Source organism: Rhodanobacter sp. KK11 (assembly GCF_033345435.1).
Taxonomy (GTDB): domain Bacteria; phylum Pseudomonadota; class Gammaproteobacteria; order Xanthomonadales; family Rhodanobacteraceae; genus Rhodanobacter.
In genome coordinates this window covers 362,050-377,657 of record NZ_JAWPMI010000001.1, presented here as the reverse complement: position 1 = coordinate 377,657, position 15,608 = coordinate 362,050, and the positions used below count along the sequence as shown (strand labels likewise).

Sequence of the window (15,608 nt, the reverse complement as noted above, 5' to 3'; positions counted from 1 at the left end):
CCCGGCTACCCGCTACCAGTCGACCTTGACCTGGGCGCTGACAACGCGCCCCACGGCATCGGCGTTCGTCGGGTCGTAATTGATGTTGTAGTAGTTTTCGGCGAATGGCGGCTTGCGGTCGAGAACGTTGGTGGCGCTCAGCTGCAACTGGAGTCCGTCGAGCCGTTGCAGGCTCAGCAGTCGGCGCAGGTCGTACTGGAACGAGAGATCCAGCATCGTGAAAGACGCCACATGGGTAGCGCGATCCGGCGACACGTAGGGGCGGTAGTACGTGTCGCGATAGCCATCCGTGTAATTGATCGTCGCCTGCGACGACCAGCCATCACCAGCCAGTCCCGCGCTGCCGCGCAACCTGAGATCGGCCGGATAGAACACCTGATCGAGCTGCCCCACCGGGCTGGCGCCGGGCACGAAAGTCTTGGTGGACCTGAGCATCCTGGTGCCCGAAAGCGCGAAGTGCCATTGCCCCACGCGACTGTCGTGGCTGTACTGCGCCGAGAAGTCGACCAGGCGCTGACGCACGCCGGCGAGGTTTCGCGTGCGTGTATCGACGATGTAGTTGACCGACCCGGCATTCGCCGAGCTGTCGCAAGCAAGAAAATCCTCTCCCCGCTCCTCCCAACACGAGTCGGATCCGCCGCCCAGGAGTCCCCGGACCTCGTCCACGCCAGGGTTCCGCGTCACCACGAAGCCGTAGGTCGGATCCATGATGGAACCAAATGGGTTGTAGCCGCTCGGGAACGGCGAGCCGATGCGCCGCCGGAAACTGATGCCGTAGTAGGTCGCCGACAGCGACAGATCGGAGATCCATGCCGGCTGGTAGTCGACCCCGAGCGACCAGTTCTTCGAGGTCTCGGGCTTCAGATTTTCCGCCACGCCGTAAACACTGAGGATATTGGTGGGCCCGTCCGCATCCGAAAACACCCCCAGATACATGTAGGAATCGCGCTGCGCGACCATCTGCGAAAGCGTGGGGGCCTTGAACGACGTACCGGTCGAACCGCGGAACGTGAGCCCTTCGCGTGGCGTCCAGGCCAGGCCGACCTTCGGATTGAACGTGCTGCCGAAGTCGCTGTAACGCTCGAACCTCCCGGCCAGCGAAAGTTCGAGCGACTTCGCCGCAGCCACACTGTTGCCCTCGCCGATCAGCGGCACATTGAGCTCCGCAAAAGCGGCCCGCACGCGCCGCTGCGGCCGGTAAATCAGCGGAGCCCATGAAGTACTGTGCGCATCGTGATCGAAGCGCTCATGGCGATCCTCGGCGCCTACCGCCAGCAACACGCCGCCGCCCGGGAGATCGAACAGCCGGCCGTCGGCCACGCCGCCCAGCGAGCGGACGGCGGTGGCCATGGTGTTGTCGTAGTTCTGCACCAGGGCGTCGATGGTTGGCCCGTTCCACTGCCAGTACTCGGCATGGTTCCTGTCGTAGCCGGCGTTGGCACGCAGTTGCCAGTCGTTCGACAGGTCCACCGTCAGGCCGGTGCCGATGCCGACATTCCTGCTTTGCGTCTCCACCCGGGTGACCCCGCCGTACCCGCCGTAGTCGAAGGCATAACTGGCAGGCGTGTCGCGCTTGCCGAAGGTGACTTCGGCATCGACGCGCACGGCACTGGAAAGGTCCTGCTCCAGATACGCGATGGCGCCGGTACGCTTCGACTCCTGGATCAAGGCTGTGTCACGGCTGGCAAACCGGACATCGGCGAAGCGTTCATGGACATACAGCGGCGTTTCCCGGTTGTACTCGATGCCCGCCATCAATTGCCCGCTTCCCCAGGAGCGGCCGACCAGTTGCGACGCCTGACCCTGGCTGTAGGAGCCCCTGGCGGTGCCGTAGCGCAGCCGCGTTTCCGCGCCATTGAAGTTGCTGCGGGTGATCACGTTGATCACCCCACCCACGGCGTCGGACCCGTACAGCGCCGACGCCCCGTCGGTCAGCACTTCCACCCGCTCGACCGCACTCAACGGAATCAGGGTCAGATCGGCGTGCGTATCCATGCCCGCGCGGGCGATGCGCCGCCCGTTCAGCAGGACCAGCGTCGAATCCGGGCCAAGGCCACGCAAGTCTGCGCCGGCGCTGTACTTGCTCTGCGCATCGGTGGGTCCGCCGACGGACACCAGGTGTTCCTGGATGCGCTCGCTGACCGAGTTGAAGTTCTGCGGCAAGGCTCGGACAACTTCCTGGACGCTCGCATGACCGGAGCGTTCGATTTCCGCGCGATCGATGATCGTCACCGGCGAGGACGGGTTGCGCGCTCCACGCAGATGCGAGCCCGTCACCACCACCGTCTGCAGATTGACCGGCTCGGGCTGGGCAACCTCCGCACCTTGATCACGTGCCGCCGGCTTCAGTCGGGTTTCGTCACCGGATTTCACCGCGGAGGTCGAGCGCTTGAGGACTACCGAGCCATCTTCCAGGCGCTCGAACTCCAGCCCGGTCCCGACGAGCATGAGGCGCAACGCCTCATCCGCGGACTGCCCGGCGGCAACCGCCTTGCTGCGCAACCCGGCAACCGCGTCCGCGTAATAGACCACCTCGACGCCGGTTTGCTCGCTGTAGGCCTTGATCGCCGACTTCAGCGATTGGGCCGGAATATCCACCCGTACCTTGCGATCCGTGGCCGAAGCCTGTGCCATCGCCAGACTCATGCTACAGAGCAGCGCCAACGTGGTTGCACGCAGTTTGATCTTCATTGTTCCCCCGATTCCCGACATAGGGCGAGCAGTTCGCCGTCACGGGAATGACGAGATCAGCGGCGGATTTTTTTACCGTCTGTCGAAACCGGTACCACTTCACTGTCCCCATTCGGGTTCACGTGCACCACGACATCGCCGTGCATGGCCAGGAACCGCAGCAACTGTTGCGGCCGATTCGGATCGAAGTTGCCGCTTATCCGCCGCGAAGCCAGCGTCGAACTTTTCAGCCTGATCTGCCTGGAGTTGTAACGGTTGAGCTCCGCCACGATCGCATCGAGACGTTCGTCATCGAAATGCAAGCGGCCATGGCGCCACCCCACCCACCGTGCCAGGTCCGCATGGGTCACGGCACCGGCATCGATCGACTTCGAGCGCAGGTCCACGCTCAGGCGCTGCCCGCTCGAAACGAGGGCCACTTCGCCCGGGGCGCCATCGCCGCCCGCGCCAGGGAGCATCACATGCAAGTCCTCCGCGAGCCGCTGCCAGTTGGTGGATGCTGTTTCCACCGGCTCAACCTCCACCCGGCCCTCGGTTACCGTCACTTCCAGGCGCCGGTTGTCGCGCCGGACGTTGAACGCGGTGCCGACGGCCCGCGCGCCGACACCTTCGGCCATCACGCGGAACGGTCGCCGCGGGTCCTTGGCGACGTCCACAAAGGCTTCGCCTCGCAAGAGCACTATGTCGCGATAACCGCGCTGATAGCGCACCTGCACTGCCGAGTCGGTGTTGAGCTCCACCGTGCTGCCGTCCTGCAACGAAATGCGGCGGGTTTCGCCGACAGCCGTGGCATAGACCTGCCCGTCCACCGGTTGCATCAGCCAGCGCCCTCCCGCAGCCAGCAGGACGACGGCCGCAACGGTTGCCGCACGAGCCGCCCACTTGCGCCCGCGACCGCGCCACCCGTGCCGGGCGCCATTGCCCGGCCTGATGGTGCCGCTGCGCGACGCGATCTGCACGCCTCCTCCGCGTTCCGCCATCGCCGCCAGAAGGTCGACCACCTTGCCGGCCGACGCGTCGGGCTGGCGGCTCAAGGCGTCCACATCCGCGGTGTCTCGCACTGCCGCCTGCAGCATGATTTGCCAGGCCGCTTCGGCTTTCAGGTATTCGCGCACATGCAGCGGCGAACGGCGCAGCCACTGCACGAACTCTTCCCGCTCGGACGCCTGCAAAGGCCCATCGAGGCGCACAACCCACTCTTGCGCGTCCATGCGAATGGCCGAGGTCGCGTGATCAATGCGATGGCTCATTTTTCTGCTTGCTCCTTCGGCGTGGCCGTTGCATGGATGGCAACGCCAGTCACGCCCTTGCTTTCCAGCTGTTGCTGGCAGGCGGCCAGGCCCAGGCGAAGATGCTTGTAGACCATCGAAATGGACAGGTCCATCGCCTCGGCGATTTCGGCGTAGCTGAGCCCGTCGCGCAGGCGCATCAACACGGCGGCACGGCGTGCGGGAGAAAGTTGGCTCAATGCGTCAGTCATGTGTCCCAGCTGCTGATCCAGCTCGACATGTGCTTCCGGCGAAGGGTCCGGGGCAGCCTTGGCATCGAGTACATCCAATTCCAGGTGGGGGCGCCGATGGCGCGCCAGGCGCCCCCACTCGACGGCAACGTTCCTGGCGACACGGATGGCATAGCGGCGCGGATCCCGAGCAAGCCGGGAGGACTCGGCGCGCAACAGGCGCAGGTAGACCTCCTGGGCCAGGTCATCCTCGTCGGTGCCGTCGCGCAACTGCGCCGCCAGCCGGCGCAGGAAGCGCCGCCCCATGGCATCGAACAGCGGTAGCTCGAACGAGCTGGCTTCGTAGTCCTCGGCCACGCTTCCTCCGCAAAAAAGACTGCCTGCTAGAGACTGACGAGGTCAGAGCGCATTTCGCACACCCGAATCTACCCGGACCGGCAGACGCCAGGCCACCGCGGGCAATTTTGGCGGCCAGCTCGATGGCGGAAGCGACGCCACCGAGCCCATGCTGTGCAGCGTAGGTGCAGGCGAATCGGGCGACTCCGGCCGATTCCAGCGGCCGGTACCAAGCTATCGAGAGCTCACGGCTGGGCACCCCTGACCGGCACCAGCGTCATCTGCCGCTGCGGCGCGGCGATCCGGATGCCGGCTTGGGCGAACGTTTCCTTGATGGAACGCAGCAGGTCGGTCTGTGCACCCCAGAGGTCATCGCAGCGTGCCCAGCCGCGCACGATCAGGCTGACCGTGCCGTCGCCGAGATGACCGGTCACCACGCTCGGCGGCGGCTGCTTGAGGATGCGCGGATCGGCCGCAAGCAACGTGCCGATTCCGGTCATGGCCTTGCCGATGTCGTCGTCCATGCCGATCGGGATGGTCAGCTCGAAGCGGCGCGTGCCGCGGCGATTGAAATTGATGATGGCGTCGCCGCCGACCTTCGCGTTGGGCAGGATCGCCTCGCGGTTGTCGGGCATGACCAGTTGGGTGTGCATCAGGTTGATGCTCTGCACGGTGCCCTCGGTACCACCGGCGCTGACGTAGTCGCCGACCCGGAACGGCCGGAACAGCACCAGCAGCACGCCCCACGCCAGGTTGCTGAGCGAGCCCTGCAGGGCCAGCCCGATCGCCAGCCCGGCGGTGCCGAGCGCGGCGACCAGCGGCGCCGACGGCACGCCCAGCACGCCCAGTGCAGTGACCACCAGCAGCACCACCAGCACGCCGTAGATCAGGTTGCGCAGGAAGCCGCTGAGTGTGGAATCCAGGTTGGCCCGGCCCAGCGCCGCCTGCGCGAAACCGGCCAGCCGACGCGCCACCCACATACCGAGCAGCAGCACCAGCAACGCACCGAGCAGTCGCAAACCGAGCTGCACCGCCTGGTCGGAGTAAGTGGACACCGCGCGGGCCGCCGCCGGCGCAATCGATACGTCGAACATGATCTGCCTTCCGCGAAAAACCGCAGGCAAGCCTAGCAGGAGACTCGCGGCGTTCGCGCCGCCGGCGACGCGAACGCCGCCGCGAACGGCTAGAGCCGGTGATCCTCGATCTCGCTGACCCGGCCGTCGACGATCGTCACTACGGTGACGTGATCGCCGCGGCGATAGCGCCACTGCTCGCCGCCCTGGTGGTTGTCCACCACGCGCACGCCGCCGCGGCGGCTGCCGTGGCTGCGCGGCTTGTGCGCATGCGACTTCGAGGTGGGCTTGCCCAGCAGCTCGACCACACGTTCGCGGCTGTCGCCGGCGGTGAGCACCTGGCTGCCCACGCGCAAGGTGCTGGATGCCTGCACGGCGGCACTGAACGCGAACAATGCAACGACGAGACGAATGCGCATGACCTGCTCCCTGGTCTGGTTGGAATGATCTGGCTGGAATGCGGAACCCGTCGATCGCCCCGTGCTTCAGAAACCGGCACCTGGCTGGGCCAGGTAAAGCGTTTCCTGCGGTGTGCTGGCGCGACCGAGCGTGGCGTTGCGATGAGGGAAGCGGCCGAAGCGCGCGATCACCTCACGGTGGCGCCGAGCATAGTCCAGATAGTTTTCGAATTGCCGGCGCTGTTCCGCCGCCGCATCCGCCAGCAAGGCCTCGAACAATTCCACCGAACGCCGCTGCAGCGCGATGTCCTCGGCATGTTCCAGCGGCAGGTAGGCGAACACGCGCTGCACGGCAGGCAGTTGCCGGTCATCACCGCGAGCCAGGCCCGACAGCGCCACGCGCTGTGCGCTGGCGTCCGCCGCCCAGGCGCGCGGATCGCCGCGATACAGGTTGCGCGGAAACTGGTCGAGCAGGATCAGCAACGCCAGCCAGCCAGGCGGGGTGGCCGCCCAGTCGTCCAGCCGGCCGTCGGCGGCCGCCTTCGCTGCGTCGCCGAAACGCTCGCGGATCTGTGCATCGAACCCGGCGTCGGCGGCAAACCAGTGGGCGGCGCTCGCCTCGGCAAACCAGAAATCGAGGACATCCTGTGCGGTCGCGGACATCGCCACCCTCGTTCAATAGCGTGCGGTACCGGCCAGACTGTGCATGTCCAGGTGGATGCCGCGCAAGCGCGGCAATTGCCGGCGCAGGACCAGCGCCGACTCGACAGGGGCGGCGACGACGGCCTGCTCGAAGCGACGCAGCAAGGCGCTCTCGGCGTGCGCCAGCACGCGGATCCAGGCGCTGTCGCGGCGCGCGGCGGTACGCGTCAGCCAGCCGGCAAGATGCCGATGGGCGGCGCCGCGCCAGCTGCCGTATTCGCACGGCCTGCCGCCGCGGGCGCGCAACTGGGCCTGCAGGTCGGCGATCAGCAGATCCAGCGTGTGCGCGTTGTCGTTCAGCACCATGCGCAGGCCCGGTTCGCACGCCGTCGCGGCGTGGCGATAGAGCCGGCACAGGTCGATGCTGCGCCGGATCAGGGCATTGCAGGCGGATACGGGCAGGTGCTGCGGCATGCTGGTCGGCGGTCGACGGCGGTGCGCCATGCTCGCTCTGGCCCACTTAGCGGGAGATTAACCCCGCGCGACGCGCCACCCGCCAGTCAGCCGGCGGCCAGCCTCGCTCACGGCTGCACCTGCAGCAGGTCCAGCGGCTGTCCGTTGCTGCCGCGCACGCCTTGCTGCAAGGCTGCGAGTTGCCGGATCGACGGGCACAGCGCCTCGATCTGCGGACGCAGCGCCTGCAGGCGCGAGCGCAGGCGCGGCTGCAGCGCAGTGGCGAGGTCGGCGGCGCGGTCGCGCAGGCTGGCGGCCGCCTGCAGGTCGCCGGCCAGCGCCGCGTTGATCGCCTGCTGGCCCAGGTCGGTCGCCAGCAGCGGCAGCAGGTCGCCGGCGATCTGGTTCATCGCCTGGTTGGCGGCATCGCCCTGCCAGTCGTGCGTGCTCTGGCTGACCGAGATGCGCCGCTTCAACTCGGCCGCATGCGCGTCCAGCCGGCGGTTGAATTCGGCGCGGGTATCGGCGCCCAGGCCCATGCCGCCGGCCTCCTCGCGCAGCGCCTGCGCGGCGATGTCCACGCCGTTGCGTGCCACCGTGCGCACCCGCGGCGCCAGCGCGCGCAGGTCGCGCTCGAACACGGCCAGCCGGTCCTCGTCTTCCGCGTTCAACTTCACCGCGGCGCCATCGGTGCGCAGCGCACCCTGCTGCAGCTCGATCTGGAACGGCGCGGGCACCGGCCGGTCGAACAGCAGGCTGCCGGGTTTCAGGGTGACGTCGTAGCTGCTGCTGGCGCGGCAGGTCGCCGCCAGGTCCTGGGCATGCAGCCATGGCGCGGCGGGCAGAAGGACGAGCAGGCACAGCAGTCGCGGCAGATGCATAAGTGATTCCCGGGAAATGGATTCGCCCAGCGATAGCCGACGTCGCCGCAACCGTCGCTGAACTGGTCCGCTCAACGCGGACGCGAGCGGAACTGCGCACGCACCGCCGGCCTGCCGAGTTGCCAGGCCAGCCACAGCAGCAGCGGGATCGCGGCGGTCTTGAGCGCCAGGCCGACCTGCCAGGTGCGTTCGGCCCGCGCGATCATCCACAGCGCGACATCACCCAACTGCGGCTGTGCCAGCGCATGCTGCCTGGCAGTGTCGAAATCGCCCCATTGCTGCAGCATCAGCACGCCCGTCGCCAGCGACCATGCGGCCAGCAGCACCGCCAGCACCTGCAGCGCCGGGCGCGCCCATGCCTGGCGCAGGATGCAGCCCGCGCACACCACGACGACCAGCAAGGCGGCGGCAAGATAGACGTATTCGGCATGCCGCAGGTACTGCACGAAGCCCAGCGCGGCAAACAGCAGCAGCACCCACGGGCCGACCGCCCACGCCGCGAAGCGCCGCGCCGGCGCGGGTTCGGCGCGCACCGCCGGCGGCATCAGGGCGCCACCTTGCCCGGCAGGTCGATCGGGAAGGCGGCATGCCTGGCGCCATGCATGCCCATGCACGAGGTCGACACGAGCAGGCGGGAAAAACGGCGCATGACGGCAACTCCGGTTCGGGAATGGAAAACTCCGGGAACAAGCTTCGCAGTTTACGCGCCACACGAAGAAGGGCGCCATCCGGCGCCCTTCTTCGTCGCACGCTCGCGGAGCATCAGCGCTTGCTGATGGTAAACTTGCCTACCGAGACGCCCAGGTTGACGCCTTCGCCGGTGCCGGACAGCGCCAGCGAGGTGGTGCCCTTGGTCAGCACCTGCGCGCTGCCGCTCTTCACCACGCCGGCCTCGGCGCCGGCCTGCGCGTAGTCGCCGTACACGTCGGCGATGTCGTGCACCTTGCTGATCTCGCCCTTGCCGTTGTCGATGTGGTATTTGCCGGCGGTGAGGCCGCCGCCGACCACGGCGATCTTCACGTTCGCGCGCTGGCCGTTGTCGCAGGTGATCGTGCCGCTGCCTTCGGCATGCTTGTAGATCAGCGACCAGCCGGACAGGTTGTACACCAGATCGCACTTCACCGACGCCTCGGCGGCCCGTGCGCTGCCGGCCGGCAGTGCGGTCATGGCGCCCGCACAGGCGATTACCAGGGCAGCCATTCCAAATGTACGCTTGATCATCGTCGTCTCCTTCTGCTTTCTGCGGGTGGGGTTCGTCCTGCGCTGCGGATGCATCGCGGCGGAGTGAGATCAGGTTGTGCAGGGCAGCGTGACAGTCGCGTGCAGAAGCATGACTGTCCGTTCAGGTTTTCGCCGTTGATGCGGCGGTAACGGGGCGCCGCGCAGACTGCCATGGGCGTGCTGGCAGCGGCCTCGCGATGGTGGCGCGGCGGGCGCCCTGCGGACCCGGCAGGATGCCGCTGCCGGCAAAGCGAAGGAGCAGCATGGTCAAGTATTCACTGGTCGGTTACGACGGCTCGGAGGCTTCGCGCCGCGCATTCCAGTTCGCGGTCGAACTGGCCCGCTGCAGCCATGGCCGGGTGCGCGTGGTGTCGGTGCTGCAGGTCACCGAGGGCGGCGCCGATGCCTGCGCCCTGATGATGACCGACACCGGCACCGAACGCGTGCAGGAGCTGCTGCAGGAACTGACTGCGATCGTGCCCGACGCCGCCGGGCTGATCGACGTCGAACTGACCCTGGGCAGCCCCGGCGACGTGCTGCTCAGCCAGATCGAGCAGCACGGCGTCGACCACATCGTGATCGGCCATACCGAACGCGGCGCGCTGGCGCGCTGGCTGCTCGGCTCGGTGTCCGGCAACGTGCTGGCACGTGCGCACGTGCCGGTGACGGTGGTGCGCTGACGAGGGGCGGCGGACGGCGAGTCGGTCGGCGTTAACCCGTTGCCGCGGCCAGGCCGTATCCTGTGTCATCTTGCTGTCACCTGAAACAGGCTACCGGCTGTCGAGGCCATCGCCGCACGGAAACCCGCTTTGAACCCATCCACTGCCCTGCCCTGGACCCTGGAGAGCATCGATCTCGATCGCATCGAGGTCGCCCGCGTACGCCACGACGAGGATCTGTTCTTCCTGCTGTGCAGTTCGTCCTTCGTCGAGAGCGGTTCGGACCTGTATACGCGGAACCTGATCGACCACTTCGCCGGCGACGAGGAACTGGGTGGCTGGCTCAGCCAGCATTGGGAACAGGAGGAGCTGCAGCACGGCCGCGCGCTGGCCGCCTACGTCAGGAAGGTCTGGCCGGAGTTCGACTGGGACAAGGGTTTCGCCGCGTTCTGGAACGAATACGGCGCGGTGTGCACCGCCGAGCAGCTGGAATCCTGCCGCGGGCTGGAGCTGGCCGCACGCTGTGTGGTGGAAACCGGCACCGCCAGCCTGTACCGCGCGCTCAACGGGATCACCGACGAACCGGTACTGAAGCTGCTGACCAACCACATCAAGAGCGACGAGGTCCGCCACTTCAAGTACTTCTACCAGCACTACCGGCGGTACCGCGAGCGCGAGGGCTTCGGCCGCTACCAGGTGTTCCGCGCGATCCTGCGCCGGGTCAACGAGATCAAGAGCGAGGACAGCGACATCGCGCTGCGCCACGTGTTCAACCAGTGCTATCCGCAGCACCAGGGCAACGAGGCCGAATTCCGCCGCATCAGCGATCGCGCGCAGGGCCTGCTGCGCCGGAACATCCCGGCGGCGATGACGGTGAAGATGCTGCTCAAGCCGCTGGACCTGCCGCCGCGCCTGCAGAGTGCGCTGGAAAAGCCGCTGGCGAAGATCACCGAGAAGCTGTTCCTGCACTGACGCCTCATTGTGCGGCTGCCGGCTCGGCTGCGCTGCGCGCCGCGCTCTCGATCTGCCGCTGCTTCTGCTGCGCGAGCTTCAGGCTTTTCACGTCGATCGGGCGAATCTGCGTGATGGTGCAGGGGACGTTATGCCGTCCGGTGAGCACCTTGTCGAAGCCCACCATCACCTGGTTGAGGTTGGAGGTGAGCCCGATGCTGTTGACGAACAGCAACTCCTGGCAGCCGCCGAGATCCAGCAGCCACGCCTTGTTCGGCTGCGTGTAGACGGCCAGCTCGGTATCGCTCAGCGGCTCCCACGAGTACAGGCTGAAGAAGTTGAAGCTGCGCACCGGCGCGCCGGCCGCCGCGGCGTAGGCGGCCTGGCGCTCGCTGACGCGTTGCGCGTACGGCACGCTGGAACAAGCGGCGCAGGACAGGGCAAGCAGCAGTGCGCCGGCGGGAATCAGCAACGATCGGAACATGACGGGCTCCTCCGCGAGGTCTCCAGCATCCAGACGCATGACCGCCGCTCTGGTTGACGCGGCATGGCGCCGGCGGGCTACTTGCGGCCGCCCTTGCCCACGGCAACCCATTTCGTCGGGTCGAAGCCGCCCACCTCGTAGACCAGGGTCTGCTTCTTCTCGCCGTCGACCAGGGTGACGTCCATGCTGATCTTCTTCGCCTTGCGCAACTGGGCGATGAAGGCGTTGTCGTCGCGGATCATCAATGCCGGCTCGCCGGTGGACGGCGCGAACGCCTTGACCGGCACGCTCTTGTCGTCGAAGCGGGTGGTGATGGTGCAGTTGCCGCGGCAGACGAAGCCGGGCTTGCTGCCGTACAGGAACACGCTCTGGCCCCAGCTGGTGTGCCGACGCAGCACCAGTCGCACGCGCTCGCTGCCGGTCGGCTGGCTGTTCTCGATGGTGGCGGTGGACTGCGTGCCACCGGCCATCGGCGCCACCTGGTACAGCCACAGGCCAGCCAAGCGACGCTTCTCGCTGGCTTCGGTGTAGCGCTGCTCTATCGCCGGCAGGGTCTTCTGCACTTCCTTCGCGGCGTCGCTGTCGGGGAAGCGCTTGACGATGTCCTTGCCCATCGACACCGCCATCTCGTCGTTGCCGATGCGCAGCAGCTGGCGATAGGTGTCGAGGTTGCGCGCCGCGTCGTTCGCCTGCGCCTGGGCCTGCTGCTGCCCGGCCGTCGGCGCGCTTCCCTGTTGCGAACAGCCGGCAAGCATCCAGGCGGCGCAGAAAGCCATCACGGCATAACGGGGAAAAGCGCGATTCATCGGCGGCCTACCTGGCGGGAACAGGCCGCTAGCTTGGAACGATCCGCGGTCGCCATGCAACCGCGCCGGCTCAATCCGGTTGGCCGAAACGCTCGCGCAACGCCGCGCGGTAACGCCGGCTGCAGGGGATCTTCGCGCCGTCGCGCATCTGCAATCGTGCATCGCCGCTTTCCAGCGGCTCGATCTCGGCGAGGTAATCGAGGTTGACGAAATGGCTGCGGTGCACCCGCACGAAGCGGGCCGGGTCCAGCCGCTCCTCGATCCCGGCCATGGTGGCGCGCAGCGGATAGTCGCGCCCGCGCACGTGCAGGTTCACGTAATTGCCGGACGCCTGCAGCCATTCGATCTCGCTGGCATTGAGCAGGAACTCCTTGCCCAGCTTGCGCACCAGGAAACGCTCCGGTCGGTCGACCGGTTCCACCGGCGCGCCTTCGTCCGGCGCGGCCAGCAGTTTCGCCTCGCCCTGCTGGCGCAGCCGCCACAGCCGGTACAGCACCAGCGTGCCGACGATCACGAAATAGGTGCGCACGTCCTTGAGGTATTCGTAGCCGAAGTTGATCCACCACGAGGCGCCGAAAGCGTCGTAGGGCCTGCCCGCGGCGAGGTAGCCGAGCTTCCGCAGCAGATGCATCGCGCTCACGTGGATCAGGCTGAACGGGACGCTGAACAACAGGTGCAGCGGCAGGTTGCGGCGCCAGTTGTCGAAGCGGATCGGCCAGCGCCGTTCGAGCGCAATCACCCCAGGCAGCAAGGCCAGCAGCACCAGCAGGCTGCTCCACTCCCACAACCAGGGCTCCCATGCCGCCGCGCCGGCGTGGTCGAGGCGCGAGTTGATGCTGTTGAAGATCCCGTTCAGCACGAAGAACGCCACCCAGGCGCCGACCTCGAAGGGCCGCCGCCAGCGCTGGTAGATGTCGAAACCGGGAGTCGTGCCCATCCGCCGGAGTTTACCCAACTCGTCCCGCCGCTCGTCCCTGCACGCCGCGATTCGTCACAACAGCCCGGCGAACGGTCACTTCGGGCAGGACAGGCTCCGCCCGGCAACCCAGGCTGGAGCCACTTTCACGCACGGGAACGCCGCCATGAACCGCCGCCACGATATCGACGCGCTGCGCGTCCTCGCCTTCGGCCTGCTGATCCTGTACCACGCCGCCATGCTGTACGTGGCCGGCGAAGGCTGGGATTTCCACCTCAAGAGCAGCCACACCACCGAATGGCTGCAGTACCCGATGCTGTTCCTCAACCGCTGGCGGATGGAGCTGCTGTTCCTGGTTTCCGGGCTGGCGGTGAACTTCATGCGCCGGCGCGGCAGCATCGGCCGGCTGGCCGGCAAGCGCAGCCTGCGCCTGCTGCTGCCGCTGGTCTTCGGCGTGCTGGTGGTGGTGCCGATCCAGCCCTACGTGCAGGGCCTTTCGAACCACCTGGTCGAGCCGGGCTTCGGCCACTTCCTGCTGCGCTACTGGAGCGGCGGCCCGTGGCCGGCCGGCGCATTCACCGGCTGGCAGTACGGCTTCACCTGGAATCACCTGTGGTATCTGCCCTATCTGTGGGTCTACACGATGCTGTTGCTGGCCCTGCTGCCGCTGCTGGAATCGCGCCCGGGCCAGCGCCTGCGCGGGGCCTGCCTGAGTCTGCGCGGCGCGCGCCTGCTGCTGTTGCCCGCGCTGCCGTTGCTGCTGTGGGCTTCTTTGCTGGCCAGCCACTATCCGGTGACCGGGGCGCTGTGGGGCGACTGGTACGCGCATGCGATCTACGCCACGGTGTTCCTGTACGGCTACCTGCTCGGTACCGACGCCGGCCTCTGGGCGGAACTGGCACGCTTGCGCCGGGCCTCGCTGCTGACGGCGCTCGGCTGCTTCGCGGGCTACCTGCTCGGCATCCAGACCCTGCCGGACGATGCGGCGCTGCCGCTGGTGCTGACGGTGCGTGCGCTGCATTACCTCTATCTGTGGAGCGCGATCGTCGCCGTGCTCGGCTGGGGCCACGCGTATCTGGATCGCCCGTTCGGCTGGCTGCCGTATGCACGCGAGGCGGTGTATCCGTGGTACGTGCTGCACCAGAGCCTGCTGTTGCTGTTCGCCTGGCGGCTGATGCCGCTGGGGCTGGGGCCGGTCGTCGAGCCGCTGCTGATCGTGCTGGCCACGGTGGCTGGCTGCGCGCTGCTGCACGAGTGCGTGATCCGCCGCGTGCGCTGGCTGCGGCCGCTGTTCGGACTCGACGCGGCGCCTTCGCGCACCCCGCGGATCGCCGCCAGGATGCCGCAACCGGCCGACGATCTGGCCTGAACTTCAGGTTTCGCTGGCCATGCACGAGTCCAGGTGTTCGACCCGCAGGATTTGATCGAGCCAGACCTGCCGGCTCCACTCCGGCACGTCGGGCCGTTCCAGTTGTACGGTGGCGTTGACGCCTTCACGCTCGTTTGCACGCGGAAGCCGCTGCACGGGAAGGACCGGCAGCGAATATCCTCCCAAAGTCAGCCGACACAACGGAACCATCCCATGATCACCACCTCGCCCACCGACTTCCTCGAAGCCTACGCCGCGCTGGCGCCGCTGCCGGAAGCCGCGGCGACCGCGCGGGCGGCGTTCCTGGTCGCGCCTGCCGAATTCGCCCTGGCAGAGGAATCGGCACGCGACAACCGCTACATGGACATGAACCTCGCGGTCAATCCGCTCAAGGCCCTGGCCCAGCACACCGCGCTGGCGCAGGCGCTGCGTGCGGATCTGCCGGTGATCACCTTCCCGGGCGACCCGGCGACGCCCGACGCGGTGTTTCCGAACAACGTGTTCGCCACCGCGCCGGGGCGGCTGATCGTCGGCCGCATGCGCCACGCGGTACGCCAGCGCGAGGCCGCGCGTGCCGACATCCGCGGATTCTTCCGCAACATGCTGGGCTACACCGAGATCGACCTGTCCGGCCGCACCGATCTAGTCGCCGAGTTGACCGGCTCGCTGGTCATCGACCGCGCCCGCGGCATCGGCTACTGCGGCCTCAGCGAACGCTGCGACCGGGCTGGCGCCGAGGCGATGCACCAGGCGTTCGGGCTGCGTCTGACGTTCTGCTTCGAACTGGCCGCGACCGAGTACCACACCAACGTGGTGTTGGCGCTGCTGGCCAGCCGCGCCGCGATCATTGCCGCCGATGGCTTCCGTGACCCGGCCGCGGCGCAGGCGATCGCGCGCGCTTGCGGCGGTCGTGCGATCTGGCTGAGCCCGGCGCAGAAGCAGGCCTTCGCCGGCAACGCGATCACCCTGTCCGACGAACGCGTGTGGATGAGCGCCGGCGCCGCCGCCGCGCTCGCCGACGAGCAGCGCGAGACGCTGGCCGGCTGCGGTTTCGCGATCGGCACGGTGGAGCTGGGCGAAATCGAGAAGGCCGGCGGCAGCCTGCGTTGCTGCGTGGGCGAGATCTACTGAGCCTTCCCGCACCGGTCTTCTTCCGGGCAGGAATCTGCTGCGGCGTGACGGCAAGTATCGGTTCGGCTGACCGGCGCCGCACGCGGGCTGCCGCTGTTTACGCCCCGCTCACGACGCCGCTGGCAACCTGCAAGGCCA

General features: G+C 67.6%; 18 protein-coding genes. 4 read left to right on the top strand and 14 right to left on the bottom strand.

What is annotated here, in order from left to right:
- Positions 1-12: 12 nt before the first annotated feature.
- The 10 genes from R5H19_RS01620 to R5H19_RS01575 all read right to left on the bottom strand — a co-directional run bounded on the left by R5H19_RS01620 (position 13) and on the right by R5H19_RS01575 (position 9,154).
- Entirely contained in the window at positions 13-2,691 is a 2,679-nt protein-coding gene (locus R5H19_RS01620) for a TonB-dependent receptor (protein ID WP_318157227.1), read from the bottom strand.
- Positions 2,692-2,747: 56 nt separating this feature from the next.
- Entirely contained in the window at positions 2,748-3,941 is a 1,194-nt protein-coding gene (locus tag R5H19_RS01615) for a FecR domain-containing protein (protein WP_318157226.1), read from the bottom strand.
- On the bottom strand, positions 3,938-4,507 hold the full coding sequence (locus R5H19_RS01610) for an RNA polymerase sigma factor (protein ID WP_318157225.1): 570 nt from the start codon (positions 4,505-4,507) through the stop codon (positions 3,938-3,940). Before R5H19_RS01610 ends, R5H19_RS01615 begins: the two co-directional genes overlap by 4 nt.
- A gap of 224 nt (positions 4,508-4,731) precedes the next feature.
- The gene (locus R5H19_RS01605) at positions 4,732-5,580 is read right to left on the bottom strand and encodes a mechanosensitive ion channel domain-containing protein (protein WP_318157224.1); all 849 of its coding nucleotides are present in this window, start codon (positions 5,578-5,580) and stop codon (positions 4,732-4,734) included.
- Between the two features lie 89 nt (positions 5,581-5,669).
- On the bottom strand, positions 5,670-5,978 hold the full coding sequence (locus tag R5H19_RS01600) for a DUF2845 domain-containing protein (RefSeq protein ID WP_318157223.1): 309 nt from the start codon (positions 5,976-5,978) through the stop codon (positions 5,670-5,672).
- Between the two features lie 66 nt (positions 5,979-6,044).
- Positions 6,045-6,620: a DUF924 family protein gene (locus R5H19_RS01595; RefSeq protein WP_318157222.1), complete on the bottom strand. Its 576-nt coding sequence runs from the start codon at positions 6,618-6,620 to the stop codon at positions 6,045-6,047.
- A gap of 12 nt (positions 6,621-6,632) precedes the next feature.
- Positions 6,633-7,103: a DUF2383 domain-containing protein gene (locus R5H19_RS01590; protein ID WP_318157221.1), complete on the bottom strand. Its 471-nt coding sequence runs from the start codon at positions 7,101-7,103 to the stop codon at positions 6,633-6,635.
- Positions 7,104-7,180: 77 nt separating this feature from the next.
- Complete coding sequence (locus R5H19_RS01585) at positions 7,181-7,933, bottom strand: DUF2884 family protein (RefSeq protein ID WP_318157220.1); 753 nt, start codon at positions 7,931-7,933, stop codon at positions 7,181-7,183.
- 71 nt (positions 7,934-8,004) lie between these two features.
- The gene (locus R5H19_RS01580) at positions 8,005-8,478 is read right to left on the bottom strand and encodes a hypothetical protein (RefSeq protein WP_318157219.1); all 474 of its coding nucleotides are present in this window, start codon (positions 8,476-8,478) and stop codon (positions 8,005-8,007) included.
- A 217-nt stretch (positions 8,479-8,695) separates the two neighbouring features.
- Positions 8,696-9,154, bottom strand: a complete 459-nt coding sequence (locus R5H19_RS01575; RefSeq protein ID WP_318157218.1) for a hypothetical protein — start codon at positions 9,152-9,154, stop codon at positions 8,696-8,698.
- Positions 9,155-9,417: 263 nt separating this feature from the next.
- Between R5H19_RS01575 and R5H19_RS01570 the strand changes: the two genes are divergently transcribed.
- Positions 9,418-9,834: a universal stress protein gene (locus R5H19_RS01570; protein WP_318157217.1), complete on the top strand. Its 417-nt coding sequence runs from the start codon at positions 9,418-9,420 to the stop codon at positions 9,832-9,834.
- A gap of 129 nt (positions 9,835-9,963) precedes the next feature.
- Positions 9,964-10,785, top strand: coding sequence for a ferritin-like domain-containing protein (locus tag R5H19_RS01565; RefSeq protein ID WP_318157216.1), 822 nt, complete (start codon positions 9,964-9,966; stop codon positions 10,783-10,785).
- A gap of 4 nt (positions 10,786-10,789) precedes the next feature.
- Here R5H19_RS01565 and R5H19_RS01560 read toward each other — a convergent pair whose 3' ends face one another.
- From R5H19_RS01560 to R5H19_RS01550, 3 genes are all read right to left on the bottom strand, one after another.
- The gene (locus R5H19_RS01560; protein WP_318157215.1) at positions 10,790-11,248 is read right to left on the bottom strand and encodes a DUF6491 family protein; all 459 of its coding nucleotides are present in this window, start codon (positions 11,246-11,248) and stop codon (positions 10,790-10,792) included.
- Between the two features lie 77 nt (positions 11,249-11,325).
- Entirely contained in the window at positions 11,326-12,054 is a 729-nt protein-coding gene (locus R5H19_RS01555) for a hypothetical protein (RefSeq protein ID WP_318157214.1), read from the bottom strand.
- A gap of 70 nt (positions 12,055-12,124) precedes the next feature.
- Positions 12,125-12,991 carry a LytTR family DNA-binding domain-containing protein gene (locus tag R5H19_RS01550; RefSeq protein WP_318157213.1) on the bottom strand — a complete coding sequence of 289 codons (867 nt, stop codon included), beginning with the start codon at positions 12,989-12,991 and terminating at the stop codon, positions 12,125-12,127.
- A gap of 145 nt (positions 12,992-13,136) precedes the next feature.
- On the opposite strand from R5H19_RS01550, the gene R5H19_RS01545 reads away from it, so the two are divergent.
- The gene (locus tag R5H19_RS01545; RefSeq protein WP_318157212.1) at positions 13,137-14,339 is read left to right on the top strand and encodes an acyltransferase family protein; all 1,203 of its coding nucleotides are present in this window, start codon (positions 13,137-13,139) and stop codon (positions 14,337-14,339) included.
- 3 nt (positions 14,340-14,342) lie between these two features.
- Here R5H19_RS01545 and R5H19_RS01540 read toward each other — a convergent pair whose 3' ends face one another.
- Positions 14,343-14,495, bottom strand: coding sequence for a hypothetical protein (locus tag R5H19_RS01540; RefSeq protein WP_318157211.1), 153 nt, complete (start codon positions 14,493-14,495; stop codon positions 14,343-14,345).
- A 57-nt stretch (positions 14,496-14,552) separates the two neighbouring features.
- Here R5H19_RS01540 and R5H19_RS01535 point away from each other — a divergent pair, with 57 nt between their 5' ends.
- A complete protein-coding gene (locus R5H19_RS01535; RefSeq protein WP_318157210.1) occupies positions 14,553-15,470 on the top strand; it encodes an arginine deiminase-related protein in 918 nt (305 codons plus the stop codon).
- The last annotated feature ends 138 nt before the right edge of the window (positions 15,471-15,608 follow it).